General features: G+C 61.6%; 12 protein-coding genes. 8 read left to right on the top strand and 4 right to left on the bottom strand.

Annotated features, from left to right (window positions below):
* Window position 1 precedes the first annotated feature (1 nt).
* Complete coding sequence (gene aroE / locus ACFQDI_RS12235; RefSeq protein ID WP_377166900.1) at window positions 2-886, bottom strand: shikimate dehydrogenase; 885 nt, start codon at window positions 884-886, stop codon at window positions 2-4.
* 150 nt (window positions 887-1,036) lie between these two features.
* Between aroE and ACFQDI_RS12230 the strand changes: the two genes are divergently transcribed.
* From ACFQDI_RS12230 to ACFQDI_RS12220, 3 genes are all read left to right on the top strand, one after another.
* A complete protein-coding gene (locus ACFQDI_RS12230) occupies window positions 1,037-1,900 on the top strand; it encodes a ThuA domain-containing protein (RefSeq protein WP_377166898.1) in 864 nt (287 codons plus the stop codon).
* A gap of 113 nt (window positions 1,901-2,013) precedes the next feature.
* Entirely contained in the window at window positions 2,014-4,275 is a 2,262-nt protein-coding gene (locus ACFQDI_RS12225) for a peroxiredoxin family protein (RefSeq protein WP_377166896.1), read from the top strand.
* Window positions 4,276-4,340: 65 nt separating this feature from the next.
* Window positions 4,341-5,609: an exo-beta-N-acetylmuramidase NamZ family protein gene (locus ACFQDI_RS12220; RefSeq protein WP_377166894.1), complete on the top strand. Its 1,269-nt coding sequence runs from the start codon at window positions 4,341-4,343 to the stop codon at window positions 5,607-5,609.
* Here ACFQDI_RS12220 and ACFQDI_RS12215 read toward each other — a convergent pair.
* The 3 genes from ACFQDI_RS12215 to ACFQDI_RS12205 all read right to left on the bottom strand — a co-directional run bounded on the left by ACFQDI_RS12215 (window position 5,600) and on the right by ACFQDI_RS12205 (window position 9,293).
* Entirely contained in the window at window positions 5,600-6,277 is a 678-nt protein-coding gene (locus tag ACFQDI_RS12215) for a response regulator transcription factor (RefSeq protein WP_377166892.1), read from the bottom strand. The two genes, ACFQDI_RS12220 and ACFQDI_RS12215, sit on opposite strands and share 10 nt — an antisense overlap.
* A gap of 26 nt (window positions 6,278-6,303) precedes the next feature.
* A complete protein-coding gene (locus ACFQDI_RS12210) occupies window positions 6,304-7,812 on the bottom strand; it encodes a sensor histidine kinase (protein ID WP_377166890.1) in 1,509 nt (502 codons plus the stop codon).
* Between the two features lie 68 nt (window positions 7,813-7,880).
* On the bottom strand, window positions 7,881-9,293 hold the full coding sequence (locus tag ACFQDI_RS12205) for a hypothetical protein (protein ID WP_377166888.1): 1,413 nt from the start codon (window positions 9,291-9,293) through the stop codon (window positions 7,881-7,883).
* Between the two features lie 120 nt (window positions 9,294-9,413).
* On the opposite strand from ACFQDI_RS12205, the gene rsfS reads away from it, so the two are divergent.
* From rsfS to ACFQDI_RS12180, 5 genes are all read left to right on the top strand, one after another.
* Window positions 9,414-9,887, top strand: coding sequence for a ribosome silencing factor (rsfS, locus tag ACFQDI_RS12200; protein WP_377166886.1), 474 nt, complete (start codon window positions 9,414-9,416; stop codon window positions 9,885-9,887).
* An 86-nt stretch (window positions 9,888-9,973) separates the two neighbouring features.
* Window positions 9,974-11,014, top strand: a complete 1,041-nt coding sequence (locus ACFQDI_RS12195; RefSeq protein ID WP_377166884.1) for a sugar ABC transporter substrate-binding protein — start codon at window positions 9,974-9,976, stop codon at window positions 11,012-11,014.
* An 80-nt stretch (window positions 11,015-11,094) separates the two neighbouring features.
* A complete protein-coding gene (locus ACFQDI_RS12190; protein ID WP_377166882.1) occupies window positions 11,095-11,553 on the top strand; it encodes a hypothetical protein in 459 nt (152 codons plus the stop codon).
* Window positions 11,554-11,569: 16 nt separating this feature from the next.
* On the top strand, window positions 11,570-13,081 hold the full coding sequence (locus ACFQDI_RS12185; protein WP_377166880.1) for a sugar ABC transporter ATP-binding protein: 1,512 nt from the start codon (window positions 11,570-11,572) through the stop codon (window positions 13,079-13,081).
* A gap of 293 nt (window positions 13,082-13,374) precedes the next feature.
* Window positions 13,375-14,973 (top strand): sulfatase family protein, encoded by a 1,599-nt coding sequence (locus ACFQDI_RS12180; RefSeq protein ID WP_377166878.1) that lies wholly within the window; start codon window positions 13,375-13,377, stop codon window positions 14,971-14,973.
* The last annotated feature ends 182 nt before the right edge of the window (window positions 14,974-15,155 follow it).

The following is a 15,155-nucleotide window of genomic DNA, read 5'->3' as shown; positions in this document are numbered from 1 at the left end:
TTCACCCCAGCACGGCTTTCTGCAAGCCTGCACGCATGGCTTCCAGCGGGGCTGGCCGGTCAAACCAGTGCTCGAAGGAGATGGCCCCCTGATGCAGCAGGAGTGAAAGCCCGTCCACTGTCCTCGCCCCTGCCTCCCTGGCATCCGCCAGCAGCGGGGTGCAGCCATCGGCGCGATAGACCATGTCAAAAACAAGGTGGTCTGCCCTCAGCACACCTTCGGGCAGCAGCCTGGCGTCACTAGGCTTCATTCCTAATGAAGTGGCATTCACGATCAAATCGACCTCTGCCAGCGCTCTTGCCAGCGCATCATCACTCCATGACGCCACAGTCGCCTCAGGGCAGCAGCCCAGCGTGCCAATCTCAGCTGCCACAGCCTCAGCCTTAGCCTGCGAGCGGTTCACCAAAACCAGTTTTGGGCAGCCCCTTAGTGCACTCTGCACCGCCACCGCACGCCCGGCACCGCCACCTGCACCGATGATGAGCACCCGCAGGTCTTTGATATCTGCACCAAACGCTTCCTTCACACTGCGGAGAAAGCCGGGGCCGTCACTGTTGTAGCCGTGGAGAGTGCCCTCGCGAATGGCCAGCGTGTTCACCGCACCGAGCTGGCGCGCCAGCGGATCGAGCACGTCCACCGCATCCAAAGCTTCAAACTTGTGCGGGATGGTGATATTGACGCCGAGGAAGCCGCAAGCGGCAAACTGGCGAAAGGCCTGCGCCACGCTGCCCACGGGCACCTGCACGCGGATGTATTGCGCGTCGATGCCGCAGGCCTGCAGCGCCGGGTTGTGCATCTGCGGACTGCGCGAGTGGCCGATAGGGTCCCCGATCACCGCCAGACGGGCAGGCGGCGTGAAGCGCCCGGCCGCTGCGTTCCAGTTCATCAAATCTTCGAATGATAAAAAATCTCCCACGTCCCAGACATGCCGCAGAACCACGGGCTGTCAAAGCTGCCCGCAATTTTCCCGCTCGACATCCCGTTCCATCCGCGCTGCAATCAGCTGCACAGCCCCCTCCCAACCAACCATCCCCTCATGCGACTTTTCTTTCCTCTTCTCACGCTCACCGTCACAGCCGCCCTGTTCCTCGCCCAGGCCGCCGACACCGCCGTCAAGCCGCTGCGAGTCCTCATAGTCGCCGGAGGCTGCTGCCATGAATACGACAAGCAGCACCTCGTGCTCAAGGAAGGCATCGAAGCCCGTCTGAACGCCATTGTCGATGTCGCCTACAATCCCGACAAAACCACCAAGGCCACCTTTGAAATCTACAAGGCCAAGGACTGGGCCAAGGATTTTGACGTCATCGTCCACGATGAATGCAGCGCCGATGTGACCGACCCTGCCTACGTCGGTGCCATTCTGGACGCGCACAAAGCTGGCAAGCCCGCCGTGAATCTGCACTGCGCCATGCACAGCTACCGCTGGGGCAATTTCCGCGAGCCCGTGAAGGCTGGCGCGGACAACGCCGGCTGGTACGAGATGCTGGGCCTCCAGTCCACCGGCCACGGCCCGCAGGAGCCCATCGCCATCACCTTCACAGACAAGAACCACCCCATCACCCAGGGCATGGCAGACTGGACCACCATCAAGGAGGAACTCTACAACAACGTGCAGATTCTCACCGGCAAGGCTCTGGCCACCGGGGTGCAGATCGTGCCGCCAAAGGCCAAAAAAGGCGAAACGCTGCCTCCCGATGCCAAGCCCACGGAAGCCACCAGCGTGGTCGCCTGGACCAACGAATACGGCCCGAACAAGACCAAGATCTTCAGCACCACCATCGGCCACAACACCGCCACCGTCTCAGACACCCGCTACCTCGACCTCGTGACCCGTGCCATCCTCTGGACCACCGGCCACATCAACGAGAACGGCAAGGCCGAGCCGGGATATGGAAAATAAGACTTCCCATGGTTAGCTTTGCAAATGCCCGGTGGTTATCCCTCCGGGCATTTTGCTTTTTTACGCCACAAATCTTAACTTCTGCCCCCTTGCAGCGTTCTACTTGCCTTCCCATGCGCCACATCTTTGCTCCAGCTCTCGCTCTTGCATTCTCGTTTCAAGCTCACGGCGACCCCGGACATTCCGCCAACGGTGAGGCCTTCAATGAGGGGCCCCGCCAGGCGGCGGTGTTCATTCCCGGCTGCGGAGATGCGGTGCATTTCCCCATCAGCTCCAAGAACCCGGACGCGCAGAAGTTCTTCACCCAGGGCGTCGGCCAGCTCCACGGCTTCTGGTATTATGAGGCCGAGCGCTCCTTCCGTCAGGTGGCCGCCATCGACCCCGATTGCGCCATGGCCTACTGGGGCATGAGCATGGCCAACGTGAACAACGAGAAGCGCGCCAAAGCCTTCATCAAGAAAGCCTCCCCGCTCAAAGCCAAGGCCTCGCCACGCGAGCAAAAATGGATCGCAACCCTCGAAAATCTCTACCGCGACCCCGACAAACGCGACAAAAGGCAGAAGAGCCTCGACTGCATCAAGGACTTCGAGACCCTCGTGCAGGACGACCCCAAGGACATCGAAGCCAAGGCCTTCCTCGTCTGGCGCATCTGGTTCTCCCGCGAAGAGGCCCCCATGTCCAGCCTGCAGGCGGTCGATGCCCTGCTGGATCAGGTCTTCGCAGCCGTGCCGAACCACCCTGCGCACCACTACCGCATCCACCTGTGGGATCAGACCAAGCCCATATTCGCCCTCAAGTCGGGCGCGCTTTGCGGACAGGCCGCCCCTGGCATTGCCCATATGTGGCACATGCCCGGACACACCTTTTCCAAGCTGAAGCGCCCGGATGACGCCGCCTGGCAGCAGGAGGCCAGCACCCGCGTGGACCACGCCTACATGATCCGCACCTATATTTTGCCGGATCAGATACACAATTACGCTCACAACGAGGAGTGGCTCACCCGCACCTACAACGACCTCGGCCGCGCCAAAGACGCCGAGGCCCTGGCCCGCAGTCTCATCGCCATCCCCCGCCACCCCGTCTATAACACTCTGGATAAGCCCTCTACCTCCGCCAGCTACGGCCGCACCCGCTTGATCGAGACCCTCCTGAAATGGGAAAACTGGAATGAAGTCAAAGCCTTCACCCAGACACCTGTTGGCCAGGCCAGCCATGACATCACACGTCTGCACGCTATGGGGCTTGCCTGTTTTCAGCTCGGCGACGTGCCCGCCACCGCCGCAGCCTTGAAGCAACTCGAAGCCGTGGTCATACCGCCGCCTCCGAAGGCCGAGACTGACGACAAACAGGCCGCAGCACCTGCCAAGTCAGACTCCAAACCAGCGGCCCCGGAGACCAAGCCCAAAAAAAGCCCCAGGTCGGAAGTGAAGGCCAAAGCCAGTGCCATCGCCGAACTCAAGGCACTCGTGGCGCTTGGCAGCAAGGATGGCCCAATCCGCCGCGCCGAAACGAACAAACTGCTGGCAGACCTCAAGTCACTCGACATCCCCAAGGAACGTCTCGCCCGCTACTGGCTCATATTTGACGACAAGGTGCAGGCCGCTGAACTTACCAAGAGCTTCACCCAGGATCTCGTCGGCCTTGCCACGAAGACCGAAGTCCTCCAGGCCTGCGGCAAAACAGAGGAGGCTAAGAAAGCCTTCGAAGACACCCGCAAGCTGGCCTACGCCATGGATCGTGATCTGCCGATCGCCAAACGCCTCGACTCCCTCGCCAAATCCTTCGGCATCCAGAGCGACTGGCCTGCGCCAGCTCCAAAACGCACCGACAGCGGCATCCGGCCTGAAATCACCACGCTCGGCCCTGTCCACTGGAGTGCCCCCAAGGCTCCGGTTTTTGAAGCCCTGACGCTTGATGGCAACTCTGTGAAAAGCACCGACTTTACCGCCAAGAAGCCCACCCTCTTCCTTTTCTATCTCGGCCATGACTGCGGGCATTGCGTCGAGCAAATCCAGGCTTTCGCAAAGGCTGCCGCCGAATTCGACAAGGCGGGCATTCAACTCGTAGCCGTCACGCTCGAAACTCCGCAGGTCGCCACAGGCATTCGCCCCAAGCTCAACCTCAAAGCCGACCAGCCTCTCCCCTTCCCCATCCTGAGCGACGCCAGCCTTGCGGCCTTCAAAAAGGTGCGGGCTCACGACGACTTCGAAAACGAAAACCTGCATGCCACGATTCTCATCGACACGCAGGGCAGGCAGCGCTGGCAGGACATCAGCTGGGAGCCCTTCAAGGATGCCAAGTTCGCCCTGGAGGAATCCAAGCGCCTGCTGCAGCTCGACTCACCGGCAGCCTCCACTGCCCAGGCAGGCAAGTGAGCGGCTCGTGCATTTCGCTGATCCGTGACGTTGCCGCTTGTGGCATTCGCCGCTAAAGACTGCGCATGCTTTTCCCCCGCATATTTTTTCCGCTCGCAGCTGCCCTGGGCTCTCTTGTTCTGGCTGCGTGCCAGCTGCCTGCGCCGCAGGCTTATCAGCAGCAGCAGACAGCGCCGTCCTATCAGCCGCAGCAGGGGCCCTTCATGCTGGGGATCGATGTGCTGGAGTCGCGTGGCTTTGACCTGATCCGTGGCAAGCGGGTGGGTCTGATCACCAACCAGACGAGCATGACGGGACGCGGGGAGCGCACGCGGACGGCCATGCAACGCGGGCTGGGTCGGAATCTGGTGGCGCTGTATGCACCGGAGCATGGGATTGACGGCACCATCGGCGCGGGGCTGCATGTGAGTACGCGGCGTGACAATGTGACGGGCCTGACTGTGTACTCCCTCTACGGCCCGACGCGCAAGCCCACGCCAGCGATGCTGGCCCCCATCGATGTGCTGGTGTTTGACCTCCAGGACATTGGCTGCCGCAGCTACACCTACATCAGCACCATGATCGTGGCCATGGAGGCGGCGGCGGAATGCGGTAAGCAGTTTGTGGTGCTGGACCGGCCCAATCCGCTGGGCGGCTGGCGTGTGGAAGGACCGCCGCTGGAGTCCAAATGGAAATCCTTCGTGGGCCAGATCCCGGTGCCCTACGTACATGGCATGACGGCCGGTGAACTGGCCATGATGGCGTGCTCCCGCGGCTGGGTGGCGCGGGTGCCAAGGCTGGACGTGGTGAAAATGCAGGGCTGGAGCCGCGGCATGACGTGGCAGGACACGGGGCTGCGCTGGTACCAGACCTCCCCAAACATTCCACATGCCACCTCCCCTTTTTATTATTTGGCAACGGGCATCCTGGGCGGTGCGACTTCGGTGGACATCGGCATCGGCACGGAAAACCCCTTTGGCTACGCAGGTGGCAGCGGGGTAAATCCGCAGGCGCTGTATGCCTACTGCCAGCGGCTGAACACGCCCGGCGTGAGCTACTCACCTTATGCGAAGAATGGCTTTGGCGGGGTGCGCCTCAACATCTCCCCCCGTGCCACGGCAGACATCACCGCGCTGGATGTGCTGCTGCTGGCAGAGATCAACCGCCTCTCCGGTGGCAAGGTTATCGGCCGCATGGGAGGGTCCAAGCTGAACCTTTTTAACAAGGTGTATGGCAGCGAGTCCCTATACCACGACCTGCGGCGCGGCGTGCCGGCCATGAGCATCGTGTCGAGGTGGCAGAGCTACAATCAGGGCTTCCGCTCCCAGAGGCAGCGTTTCCTGCTTTATCCCTGACCACGCCAGCGGTAGCCCACACCGCGTACCGTCTCGATGATCTCCTCGCTCTCGCGCTCGATCTTCTTGCGCAGTTTGGCGATGTGCTGGTCCAGCGTGCGGCTTTCCGGCATGTAGTCGAGTCCCCAGCACACATCCAGCAGGGTGTCACGGCTGAGCACCTGCCCGGCGCGCTCATGCAGCAGTTTCAAAATGGACACCTCACGCGGGGTAAGGTCCATGCTTTCGCCCTCGCGCTGCGCACGGAGCTCTGCGGGCAGCACAGACAAGGAGCCCATCTGAAACCTGCCCACCGGAGACCTGGCCACCTGTGTGCGTCGCAGTGCGGAGCCGATGCGCGCAATGAGTTCGTGCTTGCCAAAGGGCTTGCGCACAAAGTCATCCGCCCCCAGACGCAGCCCGACGACGACATCGATTTCCTCGCTCTTGGCCGAGATAAACAAAACGGGCACTCCGGCATCCTCTGCGCGCACGCGGCGGCAGACTTCGTAGCCATCCATACCGGGCATCATGATGTCCAGGCACAGAAGGTCGGGTCGATGCTTGCGCCAAAGCATCAGTGCCTCTTCGCCATCACGCGCCAGCAATACGCGAAAGCCCTCCGGCTGCAAGCATGCGGCCAGGCTTTCGAGGGTGACGGGATCGTCTTCAGCAAGGAGGATGGTCATGGGTAGGTCGCGGCATGGTCAAAGGTTCAGGCATGCTTTTCAAGCGGCACGCGAAACTCAAAACACGCGCCCTTCTCAATCGGCAGCAGCCGCAGCGAGCCGCCCATCCGCTGAGCCAGATCCTGTGCGATGCTGAGCCCGAGCCCTGCGCCGCTAACCCCGGCCTGCACGCGGTCATCCACACGATAGAAGGGCTCAAAGATGTGCCCGGCCTCGCTGGCGGAAATACCCGGTCCGCCGTCGCTCACCGTGAGCGTGAATGAGTCTTCGCTCTGCCGGGTGTGTACAGCTGCCGGGGCATTCGGCGCGTATTTTTCCACATTGGAGAGCAGATTTGCCGTGATCTGCGCCAGGGCGTCGGCATCCAGCACCACCTCGCTGTCCCCCCCCTCGTGGCCATGGCTCAGCGTGATGCCACGCCGCAGCAAGGCTGGCTCAAACTGCCGCACAATGCCGCTCACGGTCTCTGCTGGCAGGCATGGGCAGGTATTGAGCTTCAAGCTCCCCTGCTCCTGGCGGGAAAATGTCAGCACGTTTTCGATGAGACGGCTCAGCCGCCCTGCCTCCTCACGCACCAGCCCCAGCCGCTTGACTGCGGACTCCGGCACCGACTCCGCGATGACATCCAAATTCAGCAGGATATTCGTCATGGGCGTGCGCAGCTCATGGGAGACGCGGTTCACAAAGGAGACACGCTCCTGCGCCAGCCGGGCTGCGCGGCGCTGCTGCGCGCTCATGCCTATGCCGCAACCCGCCACCAGCAGGGCCAGAGACAAGGCCCCGGCAAGCGTCGGCGTGTGGTAGGCCGCACGCATGACCCGCTCGTCCCAGGAGACGATCTGCCAGACGCCAAAGCGCGAGATGACCGGCGCGATCACATCCGGCCGCTGGGCTGGCGGCCTGCCCACGGAGCAGAGAATTTTCCCGTGCCCGTCTTGCACGGCATCCGGGCCGCCCAGCCGCTCCACGGCACGAAACTCCTGGAGCAGCCATGTTTGGAAAAAACCATTCATGACGGCTTCCACTTCACTGCGCTCAATCGTCAGCACCACAGCCGTGGCGAGCACCTGCACGTAAAACATCAGCGGCTTGCCGGGCTCATCGATCCAACCGGAACTCTGACCGCCCACGTCGGCAAAGAGGCGCTTGGAATCGAGCAACACGCGCAGACGCGGCAGGCCGCCGTGCTCACGCTCGATGGTGGGCTCCGGCTGCGGCGGGTCCGCAGGAAAACCGATGCTGAGGTGCGTCTCCGGGCTGGCGCTTTTCCAAAACAGCCAGGACACGCGCCGCACTCCCTCTACATTCTGCGCCATGCGGCGGGCGCCTTCGCTGTCGCGCATGGACTGCGCCAGCAGGGAGCCAGTGTTTCTGAGATGCCCTTCATAGAGTTCCTCCAGCTTGCGCGCCTCCGCCTGCATGGCGCTGTCCAGCGCATGCTGTGCCTGGCGGTCGCGCTCACGCCGCACCTCCGTCTCCCTCCGTGCCACCAGGACGCCTCCTGCGGCGATGCAGAAGGCCAGTGCGAGCATCATGCCCAGCATGAGGCCCGCACCGGAAACTGACGGTGCGGGCCGGGACGAGGAAGCTAGGGCAGCGGCACTCATTCCGGGTTCACATCCATAAACAGCAGCCAGATGCGGCCATCATCTTTGTGTTCGTTCGCTCCCGTGTCTCCAGGCGGATTGAGGGTGCCGATGAGGTAGGTGGTGCCGATGACCTGGGCATAGCCGGTGGTGGTCTTCTGCACGGAGAAAAGCGGCAGCTCAGGATAGTGCTCATCGTAATTTTTATCCTTCAGATTGCTCGTGATGCTGACATTCTCGGGAGCCAGGGTGAGGTGCACAAAGGGACCTTCAACAGTGGGCTCCAATTCGAGGCGGAAGCCGGTGCCACGCTGCTCCTGGGCAGTGGTACCAGCCAGTCCTGGCGGCCGGGCCGGTGTGCCCGGCTTTTTGGGATTGTCGCCAGGCTGGGCTGGCACGCCCTCTGTGGGAGGTGAAAACTCGGTGCCGTAGGTGTGGATCAGTCCTGACTCGTGCAGAGATCTCACACCTGACTGCGTCGTGATGGTGGCAATGTGCTCCAGAGCGGCCTCCTTCTGCGCCAGCATGGGCTTCAAAGCCGCCAGACAGGCAGCCCCGTCTGCCGCATGTTTTTTGAGAAGCTCCCAGCCCTTCATGCGGTCCACGGAAATGACCCTTGCGGTGAGGATCAGATTTCCCTGCCTCGTTTCAGGAACCGCCTTGGGGGCTGGCGCCGGCAAAGTCACGACCTGAAGCGTGGCATAGACGAGCATGATGCCGCCCGGCTGTGCATCCTTCAGCGTGGCAATGAGCGTGGGATAGCCAGGCAGCATGCGGCAGGCGGAGGAGGAATTTCGTGAGAGGACATCCATCACCGGGATGCCTTTGAGAGTGGTGTCCGCCTTGTACGGGCGGAAGCCTAAAAAGCGGTCCCGCTTGAACGCTTGCGTGACCGCCAGCGTCCGGCCTTCAGCATCCAGCGTGGCTTCAAACTCAAAAACATCCCCCATCTGGCGCATCTCAAAGGCCGTGGGGTACTGCACTCCTGCACGATCCGCCGGCGTCCACTCCGTAGGGTAGATGAGCTCGTCAACAGATTCAAAAGTGCTTCTGGTGCCGCTTTTCGTGGTGATAAGGTGGCACGCGTCCAGCCTTGCAGCGCCTGTCCCAGCCCTCACTGCGGCCAGCAAGTGGGCGTGGAGCCTGTCATGGCCTTCAGGCGCATCCAGCAGCGCAGCGTAGTCCGCCTGCGGCAGGGTGAAGGATTCGATCAGGCATTGCACGTTTTGGGGGGACGCTGCCGCAGCCCCGTTCCCCGCGCCATAGGGCTCGCCGCCCGTTTCTTTTCCAGATGCGGGGACAGCAGCCGCCACCTTTTTATCTTTGATGAAGGGATCCTTGGGCTTTTCCTGCTGCGCATGAAGCAGGCTGGTGCCGGCACAAGCGAGGTGAAGAAAAAGACAAAAGCAGCGGCGTGAGCGGATTTTCATGGTGCCGTGAGAGTGGCGCATGGGCGGCAGCCTGCGTCAACGCTGCATGATGGGAGTGTAAAAGTTCTGTCAAAAGCCCCAAATACATGCTTATGACTGCGCGTTAGATAACAAACCACCATGGAAGACCTCGAAATTGCCCGCGCCTGCGCCCTTTACGCCGATGACAAAAAAGCGGAGAACATCCGCATCCTGGACCTGCGCGGACTCTCGCCCATCTCCGACTACTTTGTGCTCTGCACCGCCCTGTCCACCCCGCAGCTGCGCGCCGTGCGCGACGAGATCGTGCAGCGCATGAAGGAGGAGCACCAGACGCCACCCACGGTGAAGGACGGCAACTTCGAGAGCCAGTGGATCATCCTCGTCTATGGCAGCGTGATGGTGCACATCCTCACCCCTGAAAAGCGTGAGTACTACGCCCTCGAAGAGCTGTGGGGCGATGCCCCTGAGCTGGCACTGACCGTCGAAGCCCCCGCACCCGAGCCCAAGGAGCCAAAGCCGAAGAAGGTCGCCAAAAAGGCTCCTGCCAAGAAAGCTGCTGCTAAAAAAGCCGCCAAGAAGGCTCCCGCGAAAAAGGCGGCGAAGAAGAAGTAGCACAACCCTCCCGGTTGCGGCGATGGGTTTTCAAACCGCGCGCGGGACGCTTGCACTAGGCCTGCGCTTTCGCTAAAACAGCGGGCATGTCCGCCCGCATTCTGCTCGTTCTCGTCTCCTGTGCCCTGAGCGTCATCACCGGTCTTGTGATCGCGCGGGGTGGCGCTGGAGGCGGGAAGACGGTGCGGCAGCGTCCTGTGATCGGACTTTCCATGGACACGCTCAAGGAGGAACGCTGGCAGGTGGACCGCGATCTCTTCACCGAGAAAATCAAGGCCGCTGGGGCTGATGTGCTGGTGCAGTCCGCCAACAGCAACGACGCGATCCAGCTGCAAAATGTGGAGAGCCTCATCACCCAGAAAGTGGACGCGCTCGTCATCATCCCACACGATGGCGCGGCCATGGCCAAGGCGGTGAAACTGGCGCATCAGGCGGGCATTCCGGTGCTCTCCTATGACCGGCTCATCACGGACTGCGACCTGGATCTGTACCTGACCTTTGACAATGTGAAGGTGGGCGAGCTGCAGGCAAAGTTCCTGGCAGAGCGCATCCCCGCAGCAGGCAAGCTGCGCCTCATCCGGATCTATGGCGCAAAGACGGACAACAACGCCAAGCTCTTCAAGCAGGGGCAGGACAACGTGCTGCAGCCACTCATCGCCGCCGGCAAGGTAGAGGTGATCTTTGAAGACTGGGCGGAAGACTGGAAACCCGAGAGCGCCAAGAAGATCACCAATGCCGCCATCACCAAAAACGGCCCGAATTTCGACGCCATCCTCGCCAGCAACGACGGAACGGCGGGCGGCGCGATCCAGGCACTGATGGAGGAAGGGCTGGCCGGAAAGATCATCGTCACCGGTCAAGACGCCGACCTCGCTGCGTGTCAGCGCATCGCTCAGGGCACCCAGTCCATGACCGTTTATAAACCCATCCAGAGCATCGCCACCAAGGCTGCGGAACTGGCGCTCAAACTCGCGCAGCGCAAGCCGCTGGTGGCCAAGGATGCCATCCCCAACGGTCAGGTCGAGGTGCCCACCGTGCTGCTGGACATTGTCTCCGTGACGAAGGAAAACCTGCGCGAGACCGTTGTGAAGGATGGTTTCCGCAAGGAAGCGGATGTTTTCCAATAGCACGAACCCACAGATAGGAACAAGGAAACTACAGCAGACGCCGTCTGAACGGTCGATGCAGGCATCCCTTAAGGTCATCATTGACACCAGCACCGCTTTTTGCTCCTGATCAACATACCTTCACCATGAGCCTTGGCTTTCACCCTGAATTCAATCCTTCTCAGCCTTCATCCGCCTTCGCTTGCTATCCTGACGGCTGCTGTGAAATCCTCTCTGTCTGTGAGGAGCTTGACAGCTTCGCCACTGAGGCTGGCTGGCGGCCCTTGTCTTCCTTTGCAGACAACCGCCCGGTGCCGGAGGACTTCGAAGGAGACCCTTCCGAGCTTGATGATATTCAAGGACCTTGGGAGGAGTGGTTCACTCCCGCCGATGCCCTGCCCACCATCGATGGCCTGATCGGCGCACTTGAGGAAAATCCGGACGACGTTTCCGAAACTGGGGATGCCGAAGCGCTCCTGTTTGAACTGCGGGCGCTTGGCGATGCTCTCCGGGCTGCGGACTCCGCTCGGGCCAGCTTCAGGCTCATGTTGGTGGAATAGTCTCTCTGCCGCAGTCATGCTCCTCGCAGCCCACAACATCACCAAGCGCTTCCCCGGCGTCACCGCTCTCAAGGACGTCTCGTTTGATCTGCAGGAGGGGGAAATACACGCGCTCTGCGGCGAGAACGGCGCGGGCAAAAGCACGCTCATCAAGCTGCTCTCGGGCATTCATCCACATGGGAGCTATGAGGGGAGCTTTGAGGTGGGTGGTGAAGAGGCGAAGTTTGCCACGATCAAGGATGCGGAGAAGGCGGGCATCGCGGTGATCTACCAGGAGCTGGCGCTGGTGGAAGAAATGACGGTGGCGGAAAACATCTTCCTGGGGCGCGAGCCGAGGCGCTGGGGAGCTTTCATTGACTGGCCACGCATGCACCGCGAGGCACAGGCGCTGCTGCAGCGCTTCAAGGTGGACCTGGACCCCGCTGCCCCGGTGCGCACGCTGGGCGTTGGGCAGAAGCAGCTTGTGGAAATCATCAAGGCGCTGGCAAAGAACTCCAAGATTCTGATTCTCGATGAGCCCACTGCCGCACTGGCTGAACATGAGGTGCTGATCCTTCTGGACATCTTGCGCGATCTTCGCAGCCGCGGCATCGCCAGCGTGTACATCTCCCACAAGCTGGATGAGGTTTTTGGCATTGCCGACCGCATCACGGTGCTGCGAGATGGCTCCACGGTGGGCACCAAGAATGCCGCTGACACGAGCAAGGCCGAAGTCATCCGCCAGATGGTCGGGCGTGAAATCGGCGATCTCTTCCCCCGCCGCAGCACGCAGCCCGGAGAGGTGATCCTGCGGGTGGATTCGCTCACAGCAGCGGATGCCGAGACGGACCTGACGCGGCTGCGGGACATCAGCTTTGAGCTGCGTGCAGGCGAGGTGCTGGGTATCGGCGGCCTGATGGGCGCAGGGCGTACAGAGCTGCTGATGCATCTCTTTGGGGCCTGGGGCCGACCGGTTTCCGGGCATGTGGAGCTGAAGGGTGGCGCGCTTTCAGGGCTGACACCGGAGAGGATCATCCAGCGCGGCTTGGTGCTCGCCTCGGAAGACCGGCGCCGCTATGGTCTGCATCTGGAGCAGACGATTGGCTTCAATCTCTCCCTGTCCTCCCTGCGCAGCATCACGCGCGGCGGGTTCATTCAGCGGAATGCGGAGATCCGGCGCAATCAGGACATCTTTGGCTCCCTGCGCGTGAAGGCCACGGGACTTGAGGCTGTGGTGGGCAAGCTCTCCGGTGGCAATCAGCAGAAGGTGGTGCTGGGCAAGGCGCTGCTTACCGAGCCCTCCGTGATCATGCTGGACGAACCCACACGCGGCATCGATGTGGGGGCCAAGCTGGAGATTTACAAGATCATCAACCAGCTCACCGCCGCGGGCAAAGCGGTGATCCTCGTCTCCAGCGAGCTGCCGGAACTCATCGGCATGAGCGACCGCATCCTCATGCTGAACGAGGGGCGCATCGGCGGGTCGTTCACGCGAAGCGAAGCTACGCAGGAGAAGCTGATGGCTGCGGCCATGGGGCATGCAGGGTGAGTCGAGGCAGCTTGAGGAGTGCGAGCGCGGAGATGCCAGGCGCAGGCCTGCATCGCAGCTACCGCTTTCGAGCGTCTCGCAGCTTTCGTGAGTGCTGGGAGGATGAGCATTCACCAGCTCCCGCATTCGGAGGTCTCCTGGGCATTCCCACACCAACACGCACGGCGAAAGCGGTAGCTGCGCTCGTTCCTCGCGACGCGACCGCACTCCACAGGCTGCGGCAAAGGCGAAGTTTTATGCAAAGACGCCCTGTTTGATTCGTTCGCACTTCATTCCATCCTTCTGCACCTGCCATGATCCGCACACTCCTCGCTTCCCTTTTTCTGGCCACCGCCGCCAGTGCTGCGCAGCCGCCAAACATCGTCTTCATCTTCTGCGATGACCTGGCCTACCAGGCGATGAGCTGCTACGGCGACCACCGCAAACTGCTCGACACGCCGAACATGGACCGCCTGGCCAAGGAAGGCATGCGATTTGACCGCTGCCTCGTCACCAACTCCATCTGCGGCCCCAGCCGCGCAGTCATCCAGACGGGCAAGTACTCCCACGCCAACGGCTTCTATAACAACAGCAACAGCAAGTTTGACAGCAGCCAGCCCACCTTCCCCAAGGTGATGCACGAGCACGGCTACCAGATGGCCATGATCGGGAAATGGCACCTCATGACCGACCCCGTGGGCTACGACTACTGGAACGTGCTCCCCGGCCAGGGCGTGTACTACAACCCGCCCATGATCGACAACGGCAAGAACGTGAAGTACGAAGGCTACACCACCGACATCATCGGCGACCTCACGCTCGACTGGCTGCAGAAGCGTGACAAGACGAAGCCCTTTATGATGATGTGCCAGCACAAGGCCCCGCACCGCGAGTGGGAGCCGCCCACACGCTACCTCGACTTTGACAAAGACCGCGTGTATGAGGAACCCGAGACGCTCTTTGACAGCTACTCCGGCCGCAGCAAGGCTGTGAGCGACCACGACATGGGCATCGACCGCACGATGACGGACCGCGACACCAAGCTGGTGACTCCAGGGAATCTGACCCCGGAACAAAAGAAGGCCTGGGATGCCTACTACGAGCCGCGCAATGCGAAGTACCGCGAAGCCGCACCTGCAGGCCGTGATCTGGTGAAATGGCGCTACCAGCGCTACATGCACGACTACCTGGCCTGCGTGAAAGCGGTGGACGACAACGTGGGCCGTGTGCTCGATTACCTGGACAAAGAGGGCCTCACCCAAAACACTGTGGTCATGCTCAGCAGCGACCAAGGCTTTTACCTAGGAGAGCACGGCTGGTTCGACAAACGCTGGATCTTTGAGGAGTCCCTGCGCACGCCCTTCCTTGTGCGCTGGCCTGGCGTCATCAAGCCCGGCTCCGTGAACAACAAGATCGTGAGCCTGATCGACTTTGCGAGCACCTTCCTGGACATCGCCCAGTGCCCGAACCTTCCTGAGGTGCATGGCCGCAGCCTGGTGCCGCTTTTCAAAGGCGAGGAGCCGGCCGACTGGCGCAAATCGCTCTACTACCACTACTACGAGTACCCTGTGCCGCACCGCGTGCGCCCGCACTACGGCGTCATCACCGACCGGTACAAGCTCATCCACTACTACAAGCCGGATGTGGACGACTGGGAGCTGATGGACCGAGAGAAGGACCCGCTGGAAACCAAGAGCTTCTACAACGACCCCGCCTATGCCGAGACCGTGAAGGAACTGAAGGCCGAGATCCTGCGCCTGCAGGCCGAGGTGAAGGAGACCATGCCACCGCCGCGCTTTACCCACGGAAACAAGGCCTTTGACGGCGAGGTGAATCCGCCCGTGCAGGAGCAGCCCAAGGGCAAAGGCAAAGGTGCTGGCAAGAAGAAGGCCGGGGCTAAGAAAGCGGAATAACAGCCAGATGGCAGCCTTGCTGCAATGCACCAAGGCTTGCATTTTATTGCTCCCTTTCGTGTCCCCGTTTGGACCGCGACAAGCGAGCCGGCGTCGCTTTTTCGTGTCTCTTGTGGTGCGAGAAAGCCGTACGGTCTGCGATCAATCACGTGCTGGGCATGGCCCAGCCCTCGTCTTTGGCA

The sequence above is a fragment of the Prosthecobacter fluviatilis genome, assembly GCF_042655725.1.
Taxonomy (GTDB): domain Bacteria; phylum Verrucomicrobiota; class Verrucomicrobiia; order Verrucomicrobiales; family Verrucomicrobiaceae; genus Prosthecobacter; species Prosthecobacter fluviatilis.
The sequence above is the reverse complement of the archived record's forward strand: the minus strand, read 5'-3'. Positions and strand labels throughout refer to the sequence as shown.